Annotated in this window: 12 protein-coding genes and 7 tRNA genes; 11 read left to right on the top strand and 8 right to left on the bottom strand. The window is 61.5% G+C overall.

Features of this window, described 5'->3' with window-relative positions:
• Window positions 1–625 precede the first annotated feature (625 nt).
• The 4 genes from JZY06_RS01800 to JZY06_RS01785 all read right to left on the bottom strand — a co-directional run bounded on the left by JZY06_RS01800 (window position 626) and on the right by JZY06_RS01785 (window position 4,486).
• Window positions 626–1,915, bottom strand: coding sequence for a Dyp-type peroxidase (locus JZY06_RS01800; protein ID WP_207117995.1), 1,290 nt, complete (start codon window positions 1,913–1,915; stop codon window positions 626–628).
• Window positions 1,916–2,289: 374 nt separating this feature from the next.
• Window positions 2,290–3,045: a copper chaperone PCu(A)C gene (locus JZY06_RS01795; protein ID WP_207117994.1), complete on the bottom strand. Its 756-nt coding sequence runs from the start codon at window positions 3,043–3,045 to the stop codon at window positions 2,290–2,292.
• Between the two features lie 11 nt (window positions 3,046–3,056).
• Entirely contained in the window at window positions 3,057–3,635 is a 579-nt protein-coding gene (locus tag JZY06_RS01790; RefSeq protein WP_377768893.1) for a copper resistance CopC family protein, read from the bottom strand.
• Between the two features lie 779 nt (window positions 3,636–4,414).
• Window positions 4,415–4,486: transfer RNA gene (locus JZY06_RS01785), tRNA-Val, on the bottom strand.
• A gap of 506 nt (window positions 4,487–4,992) precedes the next feature.
• On the opposite strand from JZY06_RS01785, the gene JZY06_RS01780 reads away from it, so the two are divergent.
• From JZY06_RS01780 to JZY06_RS01750, 7 genes are all read left to right on the top strand, one after another.
• A tRNA-Gly gene (locus tag JZY06_RS01780) sits at window positions 4,993–5,065 on the top strand.
• 28 nt (window positions 5,066–5,093) lie between these two features.
• A tRNA-Cys gene (locus JZY06_RS01775) sits at window positions 5,094–5,167 on the top strand.
• 1 nt (window position 5,168) lies between these two features.
• A tRNA-Val gene (locus JZY06_RS01770) sits at window positions 5,169–5,240 on the top strand.
• A 39-nt stretch (window positions 5,241–5,279) separates the two neighbouring features.
• Window positions 5,280–5,355, top strand: a tRNA-Gly gene (locus tag JZY06_RS01765).
• A 20-nt stretch (window positions 5,356–5,375) separates the two neighbouring features.
• Window positions 5,376–5,447, top strand: a tRNA-Val gene (locus JZY06_RS01760).
• A gap of 48 nt (window positions 5,448–5,495) precedes the next feature.
• Window positions 5,496–5,571: transfer RNA gene (locus tag JZY06_RS01755), tRNA-Gly, on the top strand.
• Between the two features lie 169 nt (window positions 5,572–5,740).
• Entirely contained in the window at window positions 5,741–7,066 is a 1,326-nt protein-coding gene (locus JZY06_RS01750; protein ID WP_242516431.1) for a glycosyltransferase family 87 protein, read from the top strand.
• Window positions 7,067–7,099: 33 nt separating this feature from the next.
• On the opposite strand, the gene JZY06_RS01745 is transcribed toward JZY06_RS01750, so the two are convergent.
• Window positions 7,100–7,822 carry a VIT1/CCC1 transporter family protein gene (locus JZY06_RS01745; protein ID WP_377768896.1) on the bottom strand — a complete coding sequence of 241 codons (723 nt, stop codon included), beginning with the start codon at window positions 7,820–7,822 and terminating at the stop codon, window positions 7,100–7,102.
• A gap of 653 nt (window positions 7,823–8,475) precedes the next feature.
• Between JZY06_RS01745 and JZY06_RS01740 the strand changes: the two genes are divergently transcribed.
• Both JZY06_RS01740 and msrB read left to right on the top strand, forming a co-directional pair.
• Window positions 8,476–9,510 (top strand): DUF3320 domain-containing protein, encoded by a 1,035-nt coding sequence (locus JZY06_RS01740; protein WP_207117991.1) that lies wholly within the window; start codon window positions 8,476–8,478, stop codon window positions 9,508–9,510.
• Window positions 9,511–9,729: 219 nt separating this feature from the next.
• Window positions 9,730–10,158 carry a peptide-methionine (R)-S-oxide reductase MsrB gene (gene msrB / locus JZY06_RS01735; RefSeq protein WP_207117989.1) on the top strand — a complete coding sequence of 143 codons (429 nt, stop codon included), beginning with the start codon at window positions 9,730–9,732 and terminating at the stop codon, window positions 10,156–10,158.
• Window positions 10,159–10,297: 139 nt separating this feature from the next.
• Here msrB and hemQ read toward each other — a convergent pair whose 3' ends face one another.
• On the bottom strand, window positions 10,298–11,056 hold the full coding sequence (hemQ, locus tag JZY06_RS01730; RefSeq protein ID WP_207117987.1) for a hydrogen peroxide-dependent heme synthase: 759 nt from the start codon (window positions 11,054–11,056) through the stop codon (window positions 10,298–10,300).
• A gap of 485 nt (window positions 11,057–11,541) precedes the next feature.
• Between hemQ and JZY06_RS01725 the strand changes: the two genes are divergently transcribed.
• Window positions 11,542–12,150 carry a DUF3000 domain-containing protein gene (locus JZY06_RS01725; RefSeq protein ID WP_242516533.1) on the top strand — a complete coding sequence of 203 codons (609 nt, stop codon included), beginning with the start codon at window positions 11,542–11,544 and terminating at the stop codon, window positions 12,148–12,150.
• Window positions 12,151–12,336: 186 nt separating this feature from the next.
• Window positions 12,337–13,551, top strand: a complete 1,215-nt coding sequence (locus tag JZY06_RS01720) for an HRDC domain-containing protein (RefSeq protein WP_207117983.1) — start codon at window positions 12,337–12,339, stop codon at window positions 13,549–13,551.
• A gap of 90 nt (window positions 13,552–13,641) precedes the next feature.
• Here JZY06_RS01720 and dxs read toward each other — a convergent pair whose 3' ends face one another.
• Window positions 13,642–15,603 (bottom strand): 1-deoxy-D-xylulose-5-phosphate synthase, encoded by a 1,962-nt coding sequence (gene dxs, locus JZY06_RS01715; protein WP_207117982.1) that lies wholly within the window; start codon window positions 15,601–15,603, stop codon window positions 13,642–13,644.
• A gap of 151 nt (window positions 15,604–15,754) precedes the next feature.
• A complete protein-coding gene (locus JZY06_RS01710; protein ID WP_207117980.1) occupies window positions 15,755–17,044 on the bottom strand; it encodes a class I SAM-dependent RNA methyltransferase in 1,290 nt (429 codons plus the stop codon).
• Between the last annotated feature and the right edge of the window lie 272 nt (window positions 17,045–17,316).

Genomic DNA, 17,316 nt, shown 5'->3' with positions numbered 1-17,316 from the left:
TGCTCTCCGGTTGCCGGTTTGTCCCGCTGCCGCCCCGCGGCATACCGGCCGGTCACGGTCGAAGACCGGGTGATGGCCACGGGAGTATCCGCGTCGACCCTTGACTCAGGCGAACATCACAAAAGCGGTGAAACACACGGTGCCTGGGGCAAACGGGCAGCAGCAAGGGAACATTGTGCGCAATCAACGGAGCCTCCCGGCAAAAACGAGAGGTCACCGGACCGGATGTCTGTCACTGCTTGTTCCCTCCCAACAGGCGGGAAACCCGGGCTTTTGTCAAGGTTGACCACCTGACAGAGGCGAATCGTTGCCGCATCCATCCACACACCGGGCGTTGCTTTGCACACCAGACACGCCCATCACCCCTTGGACCGACAGCGGCGGGACAAGGCCGCGGATGTCAACCGCCGCGGTGGTAACCGGTGGGTCTGCCGACGCTTGCGGGAGCAGGCACATCGTCCAGTTATCGCAACAGCACAGCGCAACAGAACCGGGCGACCGGCCACCAGGACCTCTTAGCGCGCCGGAACCGGCGGGCCGGGTGTCCCCCGGGGCCGGGCAGTGGTGACCCGGCTAGAGGATCCCCGCCGCCGGCAGTAGCCGGAACCGGGAAAATCCAGATGCTTTAGGACTCAAACAACGACTGACCCCAATAGGTGTCCAGGCCATCAGCACCCGTGGGGTCGGTTCCGGGGGGACAGACGAACACCGCCGAGCCGATGTGGGTGACCCACTGGTTGAGCCGATCGATTTTATCCAGTCGCTGCTGGATCGGAACGAACTGATCCAGGGGGTTTTTCTGGTAGCAGATAAACATCAGACCCTGGTTGTAGTCGTCGTCCACGGCGGGGTTGAGATTCAGATCGTAGGAATATGCACGCCGCCGGAGCTTCTGGGTGGGCTTGTCTTCCGGGTTGGTCGCCCGTGCCATGTGACTGGTCGGGTCGATCACTGGAAGCCCGTACTGATCCAGCTTGTTGAAGTCGGGGTCATCGTGCTCGTATTCACCGGTCAGGGGTGCCCCGCTGGACAGTTTGCGGCCGAAGACGTTTTCGCGGCTGGCGCGATCGAGCTTTTCCCAGTCAGCAATATCGAAGGCGATACGGCGGATAATCATGCAGCTTCCGCCCCGTGCCCACTCAGGCCCCTCATCGATCCAGACGATGTCGTTGTATTCGCGCTCCGATCCCGGATTGACTGTTCCGTCTTTCAGACCGAACAGGTTGCGGGGCGCGCCGCCCCCACGGGAACCGGCCCGGGGAAGAAATCCCATCTGGATCCACTTCGGAGTGACATACGCCCGCCCGGAGCGAATCATGTGCCTGGTGGCGTGGGTCAACGTCAACTGATCATCACAGCAAAGCTGCAGCATCAGATCTGTCTGGCCCCACTCGTCGGAAAGCTCATCACGCTCGAAGGCCGGCAACGGGGCCAGCCAGTCGGGCTTGTGCTGTTTCTTGCCGATCAAATCGAAAAATCGTTCACCGAATCCGCAGGTGATTGTCAGTGACGCCGGATTTTCCGCGAGTTCCTCATCCAAATCAGCAAGCGGGTGCTTTCCGGCGGTGATCCGCCGCGCGTCCTCTGTCCATATCACCATCAACCGCCGAAGATCGTCGGCGCTGACACCCCTGCGGACAGTGAAACCGACGACATTTCCGTTGGCTTGGGCAGGCTCACGGATACCGGCTTGATGCGGACCATCGAAGGGAATCGTTTTATCTGTTTCAGACACCTGCTCTGATTTGCCCGAACCAGCCCCGGTGGTGGATGTCTCATTGGCGGCATGAGCTGTTCCCGCGGCAGCCAGACCAGCGGCTCCGGCAGCGGAAACCGAGAGGCCCGCCAAAAAGTTTCGGCGTGATAGCCGACTGGGTACCGGGCAGGCGGTTTCGTGTTCGGTGTTATCTGTCATAGATCGATCATCCTCGAGGGCTGTGTGTCGTCCGTGCCCGATCGGCGGTCCCTGTGTCGGGTGCCGCCGGGAAGCTGCAAAGAACCAGAGAATATTTATTTTGCTTCCACGATCCGGCGACGATGCGAGAAGGGGTCAAGTCATTGGTGCGCAAGTACGCCGTAGCCGGTTGGCGCCAGGTGCGTGCAGCCCCGCCGGACTGGGTGATCGAACCGGCGGCGCTGACGGCAACCCAGCACCGGGAAACAGAAAAATACCGGGTTCCGGCAAACTCCGTTCCACCGCCCCGCGGGCAGTGTCGACCACTGCCCGCGGGGCAACCTTGCTTTTCCTACAGCGTTTCCCTGCCGGCACAACTGCCAGCAGCAAAATCGCTACTTGTTGTCATCGGTTTCCATTTTGTCGCCGTCCATCTCGTGGTCGGCGTGCATCTTGTGGTCACCGTCTTTCATCTCGCCGTCCATGTCGTGGCCTTCCATCTTGTGGTCGGAGGAGTATTCCTCGTCACCTGCGGCCAGGTCACGCACCGGGATATCGGCGTAGGTCACTTCGTCACCGTTGTCGAATTCCAGGGTGACAGTAATTTTCTCACCCGGTTTGATGTCCTTTGTCAGACCCATCAGCATCAGGTGGTCACTACCGGGCTTAAGAACATGCTCGGAGTCGGCGTCGATGACCAGGCCGCCTTCTTTCTCCTGCATTTTGCCGTTGACCACTTCGTGGATTTCATGGCTTTTAGCACCGGTGTTGTCCGTGAATGCAACAATGTGGGCCGTTTCATCGGACTTGTTGACGATGGTGCCGAAAATAGCGGTCATGCCAACCATGCCGTCGGTTTCCGGCGACTCCTTGGCGTAAGCAGCCTTGACGTAGGCGTCTTTGAACATGATGTTGTCACTGGTGAACACACCTGTGGCGGAGTTTGCCGCCGAGCTTGCCGTGGCACTTGCCTCGGACGCTGCGGAGGTGGCGGCCTCCTTGGCACTGGATGCTGCGGTGGATGCGGCGGCGGCAGCCGAGGTGGCTGCCTCCGTGGCGTCACCAGCGTCGGTATCTTTGCCGCAACCAGCCAAGGTCAGGGCGGCTGCAGATACGAGTGCGATGGATGCGCGGGTAAAGGTTGTAGTCATAGGAAGAGATCTCACTTTCGTTTTACGTACAGAAACACCACAGCGGCAAGGATGCCGACAATGGCGATACATCCGACGACCAACCCGAGGGACGGGCCGGAGGAATCACCGGATGCAGGGGTGTTGTCATGGAATTCACCGTCAGTTGTGACATCTTCCGGTTTGACAGCAACAGAAAACGTCACGCCACCCCGGGTAGCGTGACCATCCGACGAAGTGATCTGGAAGCCGACAAGGTAATTGCCCGGCCCCGGATCAATATCCGCCGGAACATCGACGTGGACGAACTGTTGGTCGAGTATCGGTTCCACGGAGAACAGCACCTCACGGGTATCCGCATTGGATACTGCCACCGTGTTGAAGTTCGGCTTGGGAATCCCGGAAAATTCCAGCACGATTTCCCGGGGGAATTCGGCAACCGTGCCGCCGTCTTCAGGTTTGGAATTGATGACACTGTCGTGGGCGACAGCAACGGGCGGGGCCACAGCCCCGGTCAGCCCTGTCGGTACCGCAACAGCAACCGCAGCGAAAGCTCCCGCCACCAACTTGGTAGCCCACCTGTTACGGCGGAATGCAGGATCAATCAGCACAGAGTAAAACCTTCATCTTTCCTTGTTGAACAGCGGGACACTGCGATAGCAGAGTTGCGAATGCAACCCTGGCGCCGGATTGTACAGCTTGTGGTTGGGCTAAACGACCGGCCCCTAGCGCAACTATAAGCTACCGGCGGCAACAAGCTGTCATCGGTGAAAATTTTGCACCTCCACCAAAACAAAAAGGAAGCGCGGTATTTCTACCGGCACAACCTGCCGCCGGTCATGCGGCGCACCGCCCCGGAAGACAAGCGGTCACCATCGTCGCGACCAATTCCGCCACATGATCGGGACAAGGCGCGTTACCTGGCCCGAGTTGAAAAAGCGGCCAATCGGGTGGGAAACCACAGCAGCGATCACCCAATCGATCGGACGCCCTTGTTAAGTAGTCGGCCATGGCCGCCGATTAGTTCCCGCATCTTTTCAAACCCGCACACCCGTCCTGCCGGAAACACCTCAACTACCGGCGTTGAACTCCGGGTGGGGGCAGCCCCGGATTGGGGCGCACCCACCGGCGGCGAAAACTGTGAACCCACACTGTTCAGCGCCTATTTTCCGCGTCTGGGATTTCCTGTGCGGCCGCGGGAGACCCGGAAGTATCGCCTGTGTTTTCAAACCCCACTCGCCGTGTCCCATTCCACCCCCGACAGCCTGCCGCCACACTGGCGGGTTCCTCCATGCCCGACCAATCACCGCTTGGGAACATGGCCGGGAGAAGCAAAACCCCTGAAATGCGAAATATCCGCCAGCCGGGGCTGACGGATATTTGCTGTCTGTGGTCCCAGCTGGGATCGAACCAGCGACCTTTCCGGTGTGAACGGAACGCTCTTCCACTGAGCCATGGGACCGTATGCATGTGCTGCGCGATGATCTCGCGTGCACCGCAATAATTTAGCATGTCACATTCTCGGCTACATAATCGCCAGCTCACGCTGGTGTTACGCCACCATCGCCCCGTCGTTTAGCCCTCTTTTTCCGCTTCACCGCCTGCGACCGCGGCGGCTTTGTCACTTACTTTTTAAAGCGTACCGTCACTGGGTCCGCGATACATCCAACCGTGCTCGAACGGTGACGCCGAAGAACGCCAACGTCAGTCAACAGCACCCCGGGGTTTTCCCTTCTCCGCCAGCTGTCGCCGGAAAAATTCCCCCGCCAGCTGATCCGGCACGTTCTGTAAGTCGCACAGCTTGGTGAGGGATCATGCACAAAGCCAACACCGATGGTGTTTCCACGGGCGGCGAGCACCCACACCACCACGGCGAACTGGGGATTTGTCGAAACAGTCCCCGGCAATATAATGTTATCCATCGTCTTACACACCGTGTAGTTCTGCTTCACGGCCGGTGTTCGATATGCGGATGTAGCGCAGTTGGTAGCGCATAACCTTGCCAAGGTTAGGGTCGCGAGTTCGAGTCTCGTCATCCGCTCTGGTATGGTCTCAAACCTGAATACCACGGTGGAATGGCCGAGTGGTTAGGCAACGGTCTGCAAAACCGTGCACACGGGTTCGATTCCCGTTTCCACCTCCAAGCGCGTTTAGCTCAGCGGGAGAGCGCTTCCCTGACACGGAAGAGGTCACTGGTTCGATCCCAGTATCGCGCACAGGGATTTAGAGAGAAATCCCCACAACTAAATAATCATGCGGATGTAGCGCAGTTGGTAGCGCATAACCTTGCCAAGGTTAGGGTCGCGAGTTCGAGTCTCGTCATCCGCTCCACGGACATCAGTCCGTTTCCCGCGCGTTTAGCTCAGCGGGAGAGCGCTTCCCTGACACGGAAGAGGTCACTGGTTCGATCCCAGTATCGCGCACTGGGAACTGGCCCACTGAAGCCATCTTCCCTATAATTAAATCACCGTGCGGATGTAGCGCAGTTGGTAGCGCATAACCTTGCCAAGGTTAGGGTCGCGAGTTCGAGTCTCGTCATCCGCTCCACGAAACCGGATCGGGCAACAGCCCGGTCCGGTTTTTTCATGCCCGCCCATAACCGGTTGCTGCCATGGCGCCATACCGGTTGGATCGGGCCGGAAACTTTACTGCCATCGGGCGGGGCACCCCATATCGGGCCGGGCGCGCCGGTAGGGTTTGTACGGTGACAAGCAACATGAGACGGACAATGGCGACAGTGTGGACATCCCCTGCTCTGGGATTCGCTGAACCCAAACCGGGCGATCCCTTGAAAACAACCGCCTTCGACGCAACCGGGCGCTGCATTTTCTGGCCGCTCGCGATCATCCTCATGGTGCACCGGGTTTTCATCCTTGCCGTCAACGGCTCAGTCACCGATGACTTCACGACCGTCTACTCGGCGCTGCGCCGGTTCCTGGCCGGTGAAGCTGTCTACAACGAAACCTATTATTTCGTCGACCCGCACTACCTGTACTCCCCCGGCGCCACAGTTTTACTCTCCCCATTGGGGATAACGGACAATTTTTCCATCGCCCGGCTGCTGTTCATCGGAGTCAACGCGGCAGCCATTGTTGTGGCCATGGCTGTCACCACCCGTCTTTTCGGATACAGCCTGAAATCCGTGGTTTTGCCGGCGGTGATCACCCTGGCGTTTTTCTCCGAAGCAGTCAGAAACACACTGGTGTTTTCCAATATCAACGGCATCCTGCTTCTCGGATTCGTCTGTTACTTGTGGGCTGTGCTGCGCGACAGGGACTGGATTGCCGGTCTGGTGATCGGCGTACTGATATTGATCAAACCGATCTTTTTGCCACTGTTGTTTTTGCCCTTTGCCCGGGGGCGGTTTGTTCCTGTAATCCTCGGGCTGGTTGTCCCGGCCGTGCTCAATGTCATTGGCTGGTTCCTGCTGGTCGATGCGCCGGACTACGTCACCAGACTCATGCCGTATCTGGGTGTTGCCCGTGACTATTCCAACTCGTCGCTTCCCGGTATCGCCGCATATTTCGGGATGCCGACCTGGCAGGAGAAGTTCTGGTTTTTCCTGTTTGCCGCCGCCTGCCTGATAGCTGTTGTATTCCTGGCCCGCTACAGGTTCTCGGCCCCGCTGACATGGGCCACCCACACTGCCGGGCTTTTGCTCACCGGCGTGTTCTTTCTGTCGTCACTGGGCCAGATGTACTACTCGATGCTGCTCATCCCGCTGTTTTTCACGGTCGTACTCAAACGGTCGGCAATGAAATCGTGGGTGTCCTGGGTGGGTGTCTACTGCGTTTTGACCCCGGACTCCTGGAAAGACGGTCTTTTCCACACCGGCCGTTGGGTCAACGACTTTCTTGCCTGCGCAGGCTGGGGGCTGATCATTATTTCCGTCGCCGGTACCGCTGTCGGTTGGTGGCTGGCTGACGGACGGCTCATGCGCCAGCAGCGGCAGGCACTGTCAGAGCAGGACACCACGAATAACCGCACCGCGCCCCAACCAGTTGCTGTCACCGATGACGCCGCGCCAGCGGCCGGCAACTGATTAGCGGCTCCACCCCACGGATGATCCGGAACATCACACGGCCACACCGACCAGCATGCCCACCCCGTAGGTGACGGCAAGGCCCAATCCACCGCCGACCACCAGCCGCAGCACGGCGAGAGGAATACTGGTTCCGGCGATTTTCGCCGAGATGGCACCCGTTAAGGCCAGTGTGCCCAAGGTGACAATCACCAGTGCGAGGGCGGTCACGGATGGCGGGGCCAGCAACACCGCACACATCGGCAAAATAGCGCCCACAATAAATGCCAGGGCGGATGAGCCTGCGGCAGCCCACGGGCTGGTCAAGTCATCCTGGGCAATTCCCAGTTCAAGCTGAAGGTGGGCCGGCAGTGGATCACCCGACTCAATTTCAGTGGTGGCCTTTCGCGCGGTGGGTTCGGAAATGCCGTATCCGACAAGAATCTGGACCATTTCCTCGTGCTCTTCATGGACCAGTTCAGCCAATTCCCACTTTTCTTTTTTGATCATTACTTTTTCGGTGTCCCGCTGCGCGGACACTGACACGTACTCGCCCAGCGCCATGGACACCGCACCGGCGACAGTGGAAGCAAAACCGGTCATGGCAATCACCGATGCTGACTGGCTGGCACCGATGACACCCATCATCAGGGCCGCCACCGAGACAATGCCGTCGTTGGCGCCGAGCACTCCTGCCCGCAACCAGTTCAGCTTGGCGGCGTGACTTTGCTCATGCGGCTCATGCACATGGGCCGCAACCTTGGTGTCGTTCAACACATTCTCCTTTGCCTTCCGCGCGGTTGGTGCCGTAACGATTGCCGGCGCACACCACGTGGAATACTGCGGCCGCCACTGGGCCGTTCCCCACGAAAACTAGACAGAAAAGGAATTGTTTTCAAGGGTGCAAAGCCATACCGAATATATGGTTCCTCACCCTTATTCCGGTAAGCCTCAACTACTTTCAACAAGCCATTTGTTTTTCAGATTGATATTTTTTTCCGCAGATTGCAATTCATTGACAAGGCCATATCAAAACCAAACCACTCTTCTTTTCATCCGCTTCATCTTGGGGTTTCATCGTCAGCGATCTCATTAAACTGACACGCAAGAACCGAAGACATTGTTTTCGGCGGTTTTCACCGGTGGCCAATGGCCGTAAAAAACACCCGTGAAGCCTTTTGAAAACAGCTTGTTTCACCCCCGGACGGCACGTGGAGTCCCACCCGATCATTCGCTGCTAACAGCGCATTTAACATACAATGCCCATTTTATTAGATTTTCTGTTCGATTCCTTCGAGCCGTGACAGCGAAGTCCATCTGGGGGCGGATTGATAACTTTAAATCATTCCAGCCAACAAAGGCAGGAAAATCCGGGACAAATCCCTTTCTTCCGGTCTGCAACCCCAACAAAAACAATCGAGGAGATTGACATGCACACCAACATCAACGCCGCCAAATGCGCTTCCTTCGTGACAGTGGTGATGGGCTTTCTCGCCACCCGGCTCGACGAGCGCATGAGCGAATACTTCGCTGCCACATACGCCGGCCAGGACTGGTTCGACGCGTTCCTGGAGCACTACCACCCCAGAACCAGCAAGGAGGTCAAGAGGACCGACGTGTCGATCCAGCTGCTCGCCCTGTACATGTACTACGGCAATATTCAGCCGTTCCGTGACAACGACCAGATGGTCAATGTTCCCGCCTACGCCGCCAGATTGCGGGATATCCGCAATAACTGGGCACACACCGAGGAACTCACGGTCGACGACTGCGTCACCGTTGCACACTCCGCCTCGGCGCTGCTGAAAGCCTTCAATGACGACCGGGGCGTCGCCGCCCTGAAGACCTACGTCTACGAGGCCGATGCCATTGCCAGGACCAACGAGCCGGCCCCCGGCCAGGTGGAACAGCCCTGTGCCGGTGGCGTCTGCGCCCGGGCGTTCGTTCCCTGGACAGTCAAGGAAATAGGAACCCCGGCAATGCTGGACAACATGCGCAGCAAAGCCAGCCGGGAGGCTGTCGCCGAGGTAGCCATCCAGGTTGTCAGGGTGGAAGGTCCGGTCCACATTGACCGCGTCAGCAGGCTGATCAAAAAGGCGTGCGGCCGCAAACGCCTGAGCCGGTCCTCGGCAGCTGCCCTGCGCCGCCAGCTGGAAAACCTCGATACCATCACCCTGGACGGTGAAGGATTTCTGTGGCCTGCCGACATCGATCCGACCATTTGGAGGGTGTTTCGCCCGAACACCACGGTCGGCAGCCGCCCGCTGAAGGAAGTCTCCTCGGTTGAACTTGCCAACGCCTGGCGCTACGTGCAGGCCAACAACCCCGATGCCAGCGAACAGGAGTGGATCGCCAAACTGGCGTGGCTGTTTGACCGCAAGACCCTGCGGCGAGGCGACAGGGACCGGCTGATCCAGGCCCGCCGCCTTATGGGCACCCAGTCGGATATGGGTCTGGTCCGCTAAGCAGCAGGCCCCACCCCCGCGGCCCGGTCCACCCGCCCACGAGACGGGCCGCGGGACGGTGCCCCTGTTCTTTGTGTACCGGGCTTGTTGTCCCTGTCCTGTGGAGCGGTTTCTAAACTGTTAGTGGCTGTGTTGGTGGGAATCCGGTGATCCTGCCGGTTCCGCCCGCACTGTTTTTTTACCCGTCACTGTCCCAGACAAGGTAAGGTCCCCGCCGCCATGAACCATCCCCTTCCCGATGATTTTTCACAACTGACCGATCAGCAGTGGGCTGAACGACTCAGCGCTGAAGAATTCCGTGTCTTACGGCAGGCCGGCACCGAAGCGCCCGGAACAGGTGAATACACCGATACAGACACCCAGGGCGTCTACTCCTGCCGGGCCTGTGGTGCCGAACTGTTCCGCTCGGACACCAAATTCCATTCCGGCTGCGGCTGGCCGTCGTTTTTCTCCCCGGCCGACAGCGATGCCGTTGTGTTGCGCCCCGACCATTCCCTGGGCCGAACCCGGACCGAAGTTATCTGCGCGAACTGTCATTCACACCTCGGGCACGTGTTTTCCGGGGAAGGCTTCGACACGCCAACCGACCAGCGCTACTGCATCAATTCGATTTGTCTGGATCTTCATCCGACAACTGATGACGCCTGATACCGCCCGGCCGGTGTCAACAGCCACAAAAAACCGACCCTTGTCATCCGGCATTCCACCAGATGACAAGGGTCGGGTTGTTCGGGATTTTCATCCGCAGCCGTCTCCCGCCACCGCGTCAGCGACGGCGGGCACGGGCTTATTTGCCGCGGCAGCTGAGCTTGTCGACCAGTTCCGCCGGGCAGATGCGTTTGCCGGAGTGGAAGGGCAGCTCGTTGCGGACATGCAGGCGGGCTTCGGTGTAACGCATGGAGTGCATCAGCTCCATGATGCGGGACATGTCGTCGCATTCGAAGGCCAGCATCCACTCGTAATCACCGAGGGCAAACGCGTAGACGGTGTTGGCTTTCACATCCGGGTACTTGCGGCCCATCTGGCCGTGCTCGAGAAGGATTCGGCGACGGTCGTTGGTGTCAAGCAGGTACCAGTCGTAGGAGCGGACGAAGGGGTAGACGGTCATCCAGTCGCCGCCTTCTTCCCCGCGGATGAACGTCGGCAGGTGTTCTTTGTTGAACTCGCTGGGGTGGTGGACACCGGTGCCAGACCAGGCGACGGTGGATGCACGGCCCAGGGCGGTGCGTTTGAAAGCATGGAAGGATTCCTGGATGCTCTCCAGTTCCTTGGCGTGCCACCAGATCAGGAAGTCGGAGCCTTCCCGGATCGATGAGGTGTCGTAGACACCACGGACCACGGTCTCCGGGGGAAGGTGCGGGGTACCGGTGCTGTCGTCGATGACTTCCGGATCAATGGTGGCAAACGAGGAGAAGAACTCCTTCGCTTCCGCCATGGCCGCGTCGACATCACCGTCGCGCAGCGCCTTGTCGTCGACGGTGAAACTGATCCACTGGGTGTAGCGCTGAACCTGATTGAGCGCCTCGATGTTTTTCTGGTCGGCCACTTGTGGCTGCGTCCTTTCTTGACGTGGTGTGTTTTCCGCTGCACAGCGGCCCGGGGCCGCCGACCGGTGTGTGACCGGGTGCCGCAAAAATAGCTGCGGCTGTGGGGTGTCCCGCCGGCGGCCCGCTGTCTGTCACCAGATAACGGGACTCCGGCACATCAGCCGCAACAGGGGACAGACTACCGCCTGCCCCATCACCCGCGGGGGTGGACCCCTGCGGGATGGAACAAAAACGTCCCTGATCCAACTTCACATACGGCCTGAGCTTTATGTTTTTCCGCCAGTCCCGGGCGACTGTGCTGTCACCTGACGCCAGCGGTGGAACTACCGGCACCGGTCGTAAGTCGGTCTGGTTATCCATCATAAGTTGTAGACGGCTGTTTGTCCCGATATCCCGCCCGCGATTCGCGTTGCTTCGGCGCGCCTTTCCCGTTTACACGGGCAAACAGGTTAAGTTCAAATCCGTGACCGACTCTGACAACCTCCTGCGAGAAGCCGGCAGTGCCGCTGACTGCCGCGACGAGACTACCCCGGAACAGTTCAACCGGGCTGTCGAAGCCATGCACGCCGCGTGCCTCCGCGAACAGATCACCCTCGGCACCATCCGACCTCCCCAGCGGCTGGCCCCCTACTCGCATGCCGTGGGCCTGGAAGTCACCCCTGCCCTGCCGGATGATCTGTCGCTGCCGGTGCACTCCGACGGCGATGCTTTCGGCAGATTGATTCTGCTGCACGATCCCGCGGCCGACGAAGCGTGGGACGGGCAGATGCGGATGGTGGCCTACATTCAGGCCGATGTCGACCATGTCATGGCCCAGGATCAGCTCATGCCGGAGGTCGCCTGGGACTGGCTGAAAGAAGCACTGGACACCAACGGCGCCGGCTACACCAATCTGGGTGGCACGGTCACAGCCACCTCCTCGATGAGATTCGGCGAGATCGGCGGCCCGCCGCGCGCCTACCAGTTGGAGCTGCGCGCCTCGTGGACTGCCACCGGCCTGGATCTGAACCACCATGTGGAGGCGTTCGCCGAGGTCCTGGCCCATGCGGCGGGTCTTCCGGAAGAGGGAACAGCCTCCATCACCCCCCGCTGACAGCAGCGACCGGGTTGGTTTCCCGCGTTCCCCGGCCATCACCGCGCCGCCGGCCCGCCGCATCCGGGCCGGCGGATTTTTCTGTGTCCCGTCCGTGTCACCGCCGTTTCACCCACCGTCTCCCGCGGCAGGCGGGTTGGCCGATTCGCCGGCGCGGCCCGAGTCCCGGGTATTAAACTGGAATCCATGGCCCACGCACTTTCCGCACCCCGCGACGGGGTTCCCCCACTGGCACACAGTGCCCGGGAAATCCGGCAGGCGGCGGAGCTTCTGGCCGGCGGTATCGGCCCGCTCGCAGTCGACACGGAACGGGCCAGCGGGTACCGCTACGACGACCGGGCTTTCGTCCTGCAATTCAAACGCCGCGGTGCCGGTCTGGTGCTCATTGACCCGGAAGGCCTGCGGGAAGTGGTCACCGCCCACCTGGCCCCGGCGATCAACGGTGTGGACTGGATCATCCACGCGGCCACCACCGACCTGCCGTGCCTGGCGGAGCTGGGACTGTACCCGGGAAGCCTGTTCGACACCGAACTGGCCGGCCGGCTGGCCGGATACAGCAAAGTCAATCTGGGCGCGATGGTCGAGCAGGTGCTCGGCTACGAGCTGGCGAAAAACCACGGTTGGGAGGACTGGTCCACCAGACCGTTGCCCGCCGACTGGCTGACCTACGCCGCCCTGGATGTGGAACTTCTCATCGAACTTGCCGAAGCCATGTCCGAGATCCTGTCACTGCAGGGGAAACTCGACTGGGCGGAGGAGGAATTCGACTATATTCTGCGCACCCACGACCACGGGCTGTCGGATATGGCGCACACCTGGCAGGACTCCAAAGGGGTGCTGGGCCTGAAATCCAACGAGCAGCGCTGTGTTTTCCGGGCGCTGTGGACCGAGCGGGAGAAAAGCGCCCGCAGCAGGGATGTGGCCGTTGGCCGGGTTCTGTCCAACCGGGCCATGCTGGCGGCCGCCCGCACACTTCCCGACAGTCCCGATGAACTGGCCAAAGTCAAGGGTTTTCCGGGCAGGCACCGGGGGGCGCGGCACAAGTGGTTCCAGGTCATCGCCGCAGCCCGCAACACCGACCCGGCCACCTGGCCGGGTCCGGTCAGGCGCCCCCACCGGGTGCCGGGCCGTTCCGGGTGGGCCAATTACCCGGAAGCCGAAGCAGTACTGGCCGATGTGCGCCACAGCCTCCAGGACATCGCCGATGAAGTTGATGTTCCACTGGAAAATCTGCTCAAACCGGCCACCGTGCGCGAACTCGTGTGGCTTACGGTGGAGGAACACTCCATTGTCTGCATCGGTGAACTCATTGACGAGATGACCCGGCTGGAAGCCCGCCCCTGGCAGATCGGGTTGACCGCCCCGACGATGGCGGCGGTTATCTTCGGCGACCGGGGCTAAGCTGCCCCTGGTGGCCGGTGGAGCCGTTTCCCAAGCCGTGTTCCCGCACCCCGGGGAAGTCGCTGACCGGTGTGCCCCGGCCACTGTCGGCTACGACTCCGCTGTGCCCGGCTCACCGGCGGTGAGACCATCCACCCAGCCAAGCACCGCTGCAGCGATGCCCTCGGCGGAAAGACCGATGTCATCCATGATTTCCCGGCGGGAGGCGTGGGCGAGGAATCTCTCCGGCACCGCCAGCTGGCGGACGGGAGTGTCGATCTCTGCGGCGTTGAGCACTTCCTGCACCATCGACCCGACGGAACCGTGGATGACCCCGTCTTCAATGGTGACGACCAGATCGTGGGTGTCGGCGAAGTTCACCACGGTCGGCGGAACCGGCACCGGCCAGCGGGGGTCAACCACGGTGACGTTGATGTCATGGGCGGCCAGTTGCTTGGCGGCGGCGACAGCCGGGTGGACCATCGCCCCCACCGCCACCAGCAGCACGGTGACGATGCTGTCGCTGGTTCCCGGGTTGTCCCGCCCGGCGATCTCGTCGTTGAGCAGACACTCGGCGGTGTAGGTGACCATGTCACACCCGTCGGGCATGCGCCCCATTGATTCCAGTGCCGGGGGCAGCGCTCCCTTGGGGAAGCGGATGACGGTCGGCCCGTCGCTGATGTCGAGGGCCTCGGCCAGGGCCTGTTTCAGGGTGTCGGCGCAGCGGGGGGCCGCCAGTCTCAGCCCCGGGATAATGCCGCAGATCGACATATCCCACACCCCGTTGTGGCTGGGCCCGTCGGAACCGGTGACCCCCGCCCGGTCCAAAACCACTGTGACCGGCAGTTTCAGCAACGCCACATCCATCAGCAGCTGATCGAAAGCCCGGTTGAGGAACGTCGAGTAGACGGCCACCACCGGATGCATTCCGCCGAGAGCCAGCCCAGCCGCCGAGGTGATTGCGTGCTGTTCGGCGATACCGACGTCGAAGCACCGGTCGGGATAGTGCTCGGCGAACTCCGCCAGGCCGGTGGGTCCGGCCATCGCGGCGGTAATGGCCACAATATCCCGGCGTTTTTCACCCAGCCTGATCAGTTCCCTGGAGAAAACAGACGTCCACCCGGGTTTGGTGACGGTGCGCGGTTTACCGGTCTCCGGATCAATGATGCCGGTCGAATGCATCAGATCCGCAAGATTGTTTTCCGCCGGCGCATAGCCGCGGCCTTTTTCGGTGACCACGTGAACAATCAGCGGCCCCTGGTAGGACTTGGCGTAGCGGAAAGCGCTCTGCAGGTCTTTGAGATTGTGCCCGTCGACCGGCCCGACGTATTTCATCCCCAGTTCCGGGAACATCTCCTCCGGAATGACGGTGTGGCGGATGCCTTCTTTGACCGCCCGCAGGCCCTCGAAGGTGCGTTTGCCGAACCAGCCCATCGAATTGAGGGTGGTTTTACCGGTGTCCATCACCTTGTCGTAGAACGGCTGCATTCTCAGCTGCGCCAGATTGTCGGCCAGCCCGCCGATGGTCGGCGAATAGCTGCGGCCGTTGTCGTTGACGACAATGACCACCTTGCGGTTTTTGTTCGCGGCGATATTGTTCAGTGCTTCCCAGCACATTCCCCCGGTCAGCGCCCCGTCGCCGACAACGGCGACAACGGTGCGGTCGTTGCGGCCGGACAGCGCGAAAGCTTTGGCCAAACCGTCGGCCACCGACAGGGCAGCCGAGGCGTGGGAGGATTCGGTCCAGTCGTGTTCGGATTCCCCGCGGTCGGTGTAGCCGGACAGGCCGCCTTTTTGCCGCAGCTGATCGAAACCATTCGCCCGGCCGGTGACGATTTTGTGGACGTAGCTTTGGTGGGAGGTATCGAAAATAATCGGGTCCTCCGGCGAGTTGAACACCCGGTGGATGGCCAGTGTCAGCTCCACCACCCCGAGGTTGGGACCCAGATGTCCACCGGTGGCGCACACTTTTTCGACAAGGAAGTCGCGGATCTCGGCGCCCAAGAGTTCAAGCTGCTGCTCATCGAGTGCTTGCACGTCAGCGGGCGAGGATATGCGGTCGATCATTCCCATCAGTCAGAAGATCCAGTTCCAGTCGTTTCTCGTCACTTGTCTTGAAAGTCGTTAAGCCGGGGTGGGGCTTCCGCCCAATCCTACTCTGGTCGGCGCCGCCCACCGGAAAACAAGGTAACCCATACCTCCGGCTGTGGGGTGGGACGGTGGGTCAGTTGCGGACGAACAGGCCGATGCTTTCCACATGGTGGGTTCCGGGGAAGGTGTCGATGATCTCCAGCCGGTGCAGCCGATAGCCGTGCGCCATCCAGGAGCCGGTGTCACGGGCAAATGTTGCCGCGTCACAGCCCAGATGCACCACCACCGGCGGGGCGGCCGCGGCGCAAGCGGCAATGGCTTTTTCCCCGGCGCCGGTGCGCGGCGGGTCACAGACCACACCCAGCGGGGCGGGAAGCTGTGCGACGGCAGCTGCCACATCGCCGGTGACGAAGGTGACGGGTATGTCCGCCAGTGCCTGCCGCCCGGATGCGGCCGCCGCAGCCGAGGCTTCCACCGAATAGACGGTCACATCCTCGCCGACGGCTTCTTCCAGGGCTTCCCCCAGCGCCGGGGCGAACACACCCGCACCGCCGTAGAGATCCCAGCCGGCCGACCGGTCATCGGTCAATGTCGGATCAACGACCCGCAGACCCTCGGCCGTGAGTCTGCTGATTGCTTCGGCCAGCAGGCCCGGGGCCGCGGTATGTGCCTGCCAGAAAGCGGTGGCGGGCAACCGCCAGGCCAATTCGCCGAGTGTTTCGGTCACCTCCCCGGTGCCTTCGATTACGGTCGCCTTCGAGGCTGTGGCCCTTTTTCCGCGGCCCGGCCGGGGAACCTCGACGACATGGCGTCTGCCCAGGCCATCGATGACGGCCACCACTTCCATGCCCGGGGTGAACCGGGCCGCGTCATCGCCGATGATGCCGTCGGTCAGCCCCGGCACGGTCTGCGCGCACCGGCTGGTGATGATCCGGTTTGATTTCGCGGCCCGCAGCCCCGCCCGGCCCTCATCGTCAACGCCCAAACGCACCCGGGTACGCCACCCCTGGTAGGGCTTCGCGGTGGCGACGGTAATGCCCCCGGCGGGCGGGGTTTTCCCGACATCGAGCCGGCCGATGCGCCGCAGCTGGTCTGTGACCACATCTTTTTTCAGCTCCGGCGCGGCGTCCGGATCGACATGGCCGAAATCGCAGCAGCCGGCACCGGCGGCCGCGGCCGGGCAGCGCTGCGGCACCCGGATATCAGACGGTGTCAGCGACACGATCTCAGCCAGGGCGAAGCTTTTTTTCGACCTGGTCACACGCACCTCGGCCACGTCGCCGGGAAGTGCGTCGGCAACCATGACGACCCGGCCGTCGGGAAGTTCACCGATACCGCCGCCCCCGTGGCAGGGACGGGTGATGGTGACTGTTGCCGTATCCCCTGCAGCAAGGCGCGGGTTGGTCGGATCGGGCTGTGTCATGGGGACTCCTGGTCGAATGGTGAACAATCGGTGCCGGTGTGCAGCAGGCGGTCAAACACCCAACAGTAGGTGCCGAAGCTCCCGCACGCGAATCGGCACGGACCGACACCGCGCGGCTGCCGCCCCATCACACGCCGCGCCGCCCAGGTTGACACCTGGGCGGCGCGGAAGAGAAAAAGCCCGCCCCGGGCAGGCCGGGGGCGGCGGTGGACCGGGCTAGTCGGAAGCCGGGTCCGGGCGGGATCCCGCCGCGGGGGCCGGATCCGCCTCCG

Source organism: Corynebacterium mendelii, from assembly GCF_017307055.1.
GTDB classification, from domain to species: Bacteria; Actinomycetota; Actinomycetes; order Mycobacteriales; family Mycobacteriaceae; genus Corynebacterium; species Corynebacterium mendelii.
This window is presented reverse-complemented; position numbering and strand designations above follow the sequence as displayed.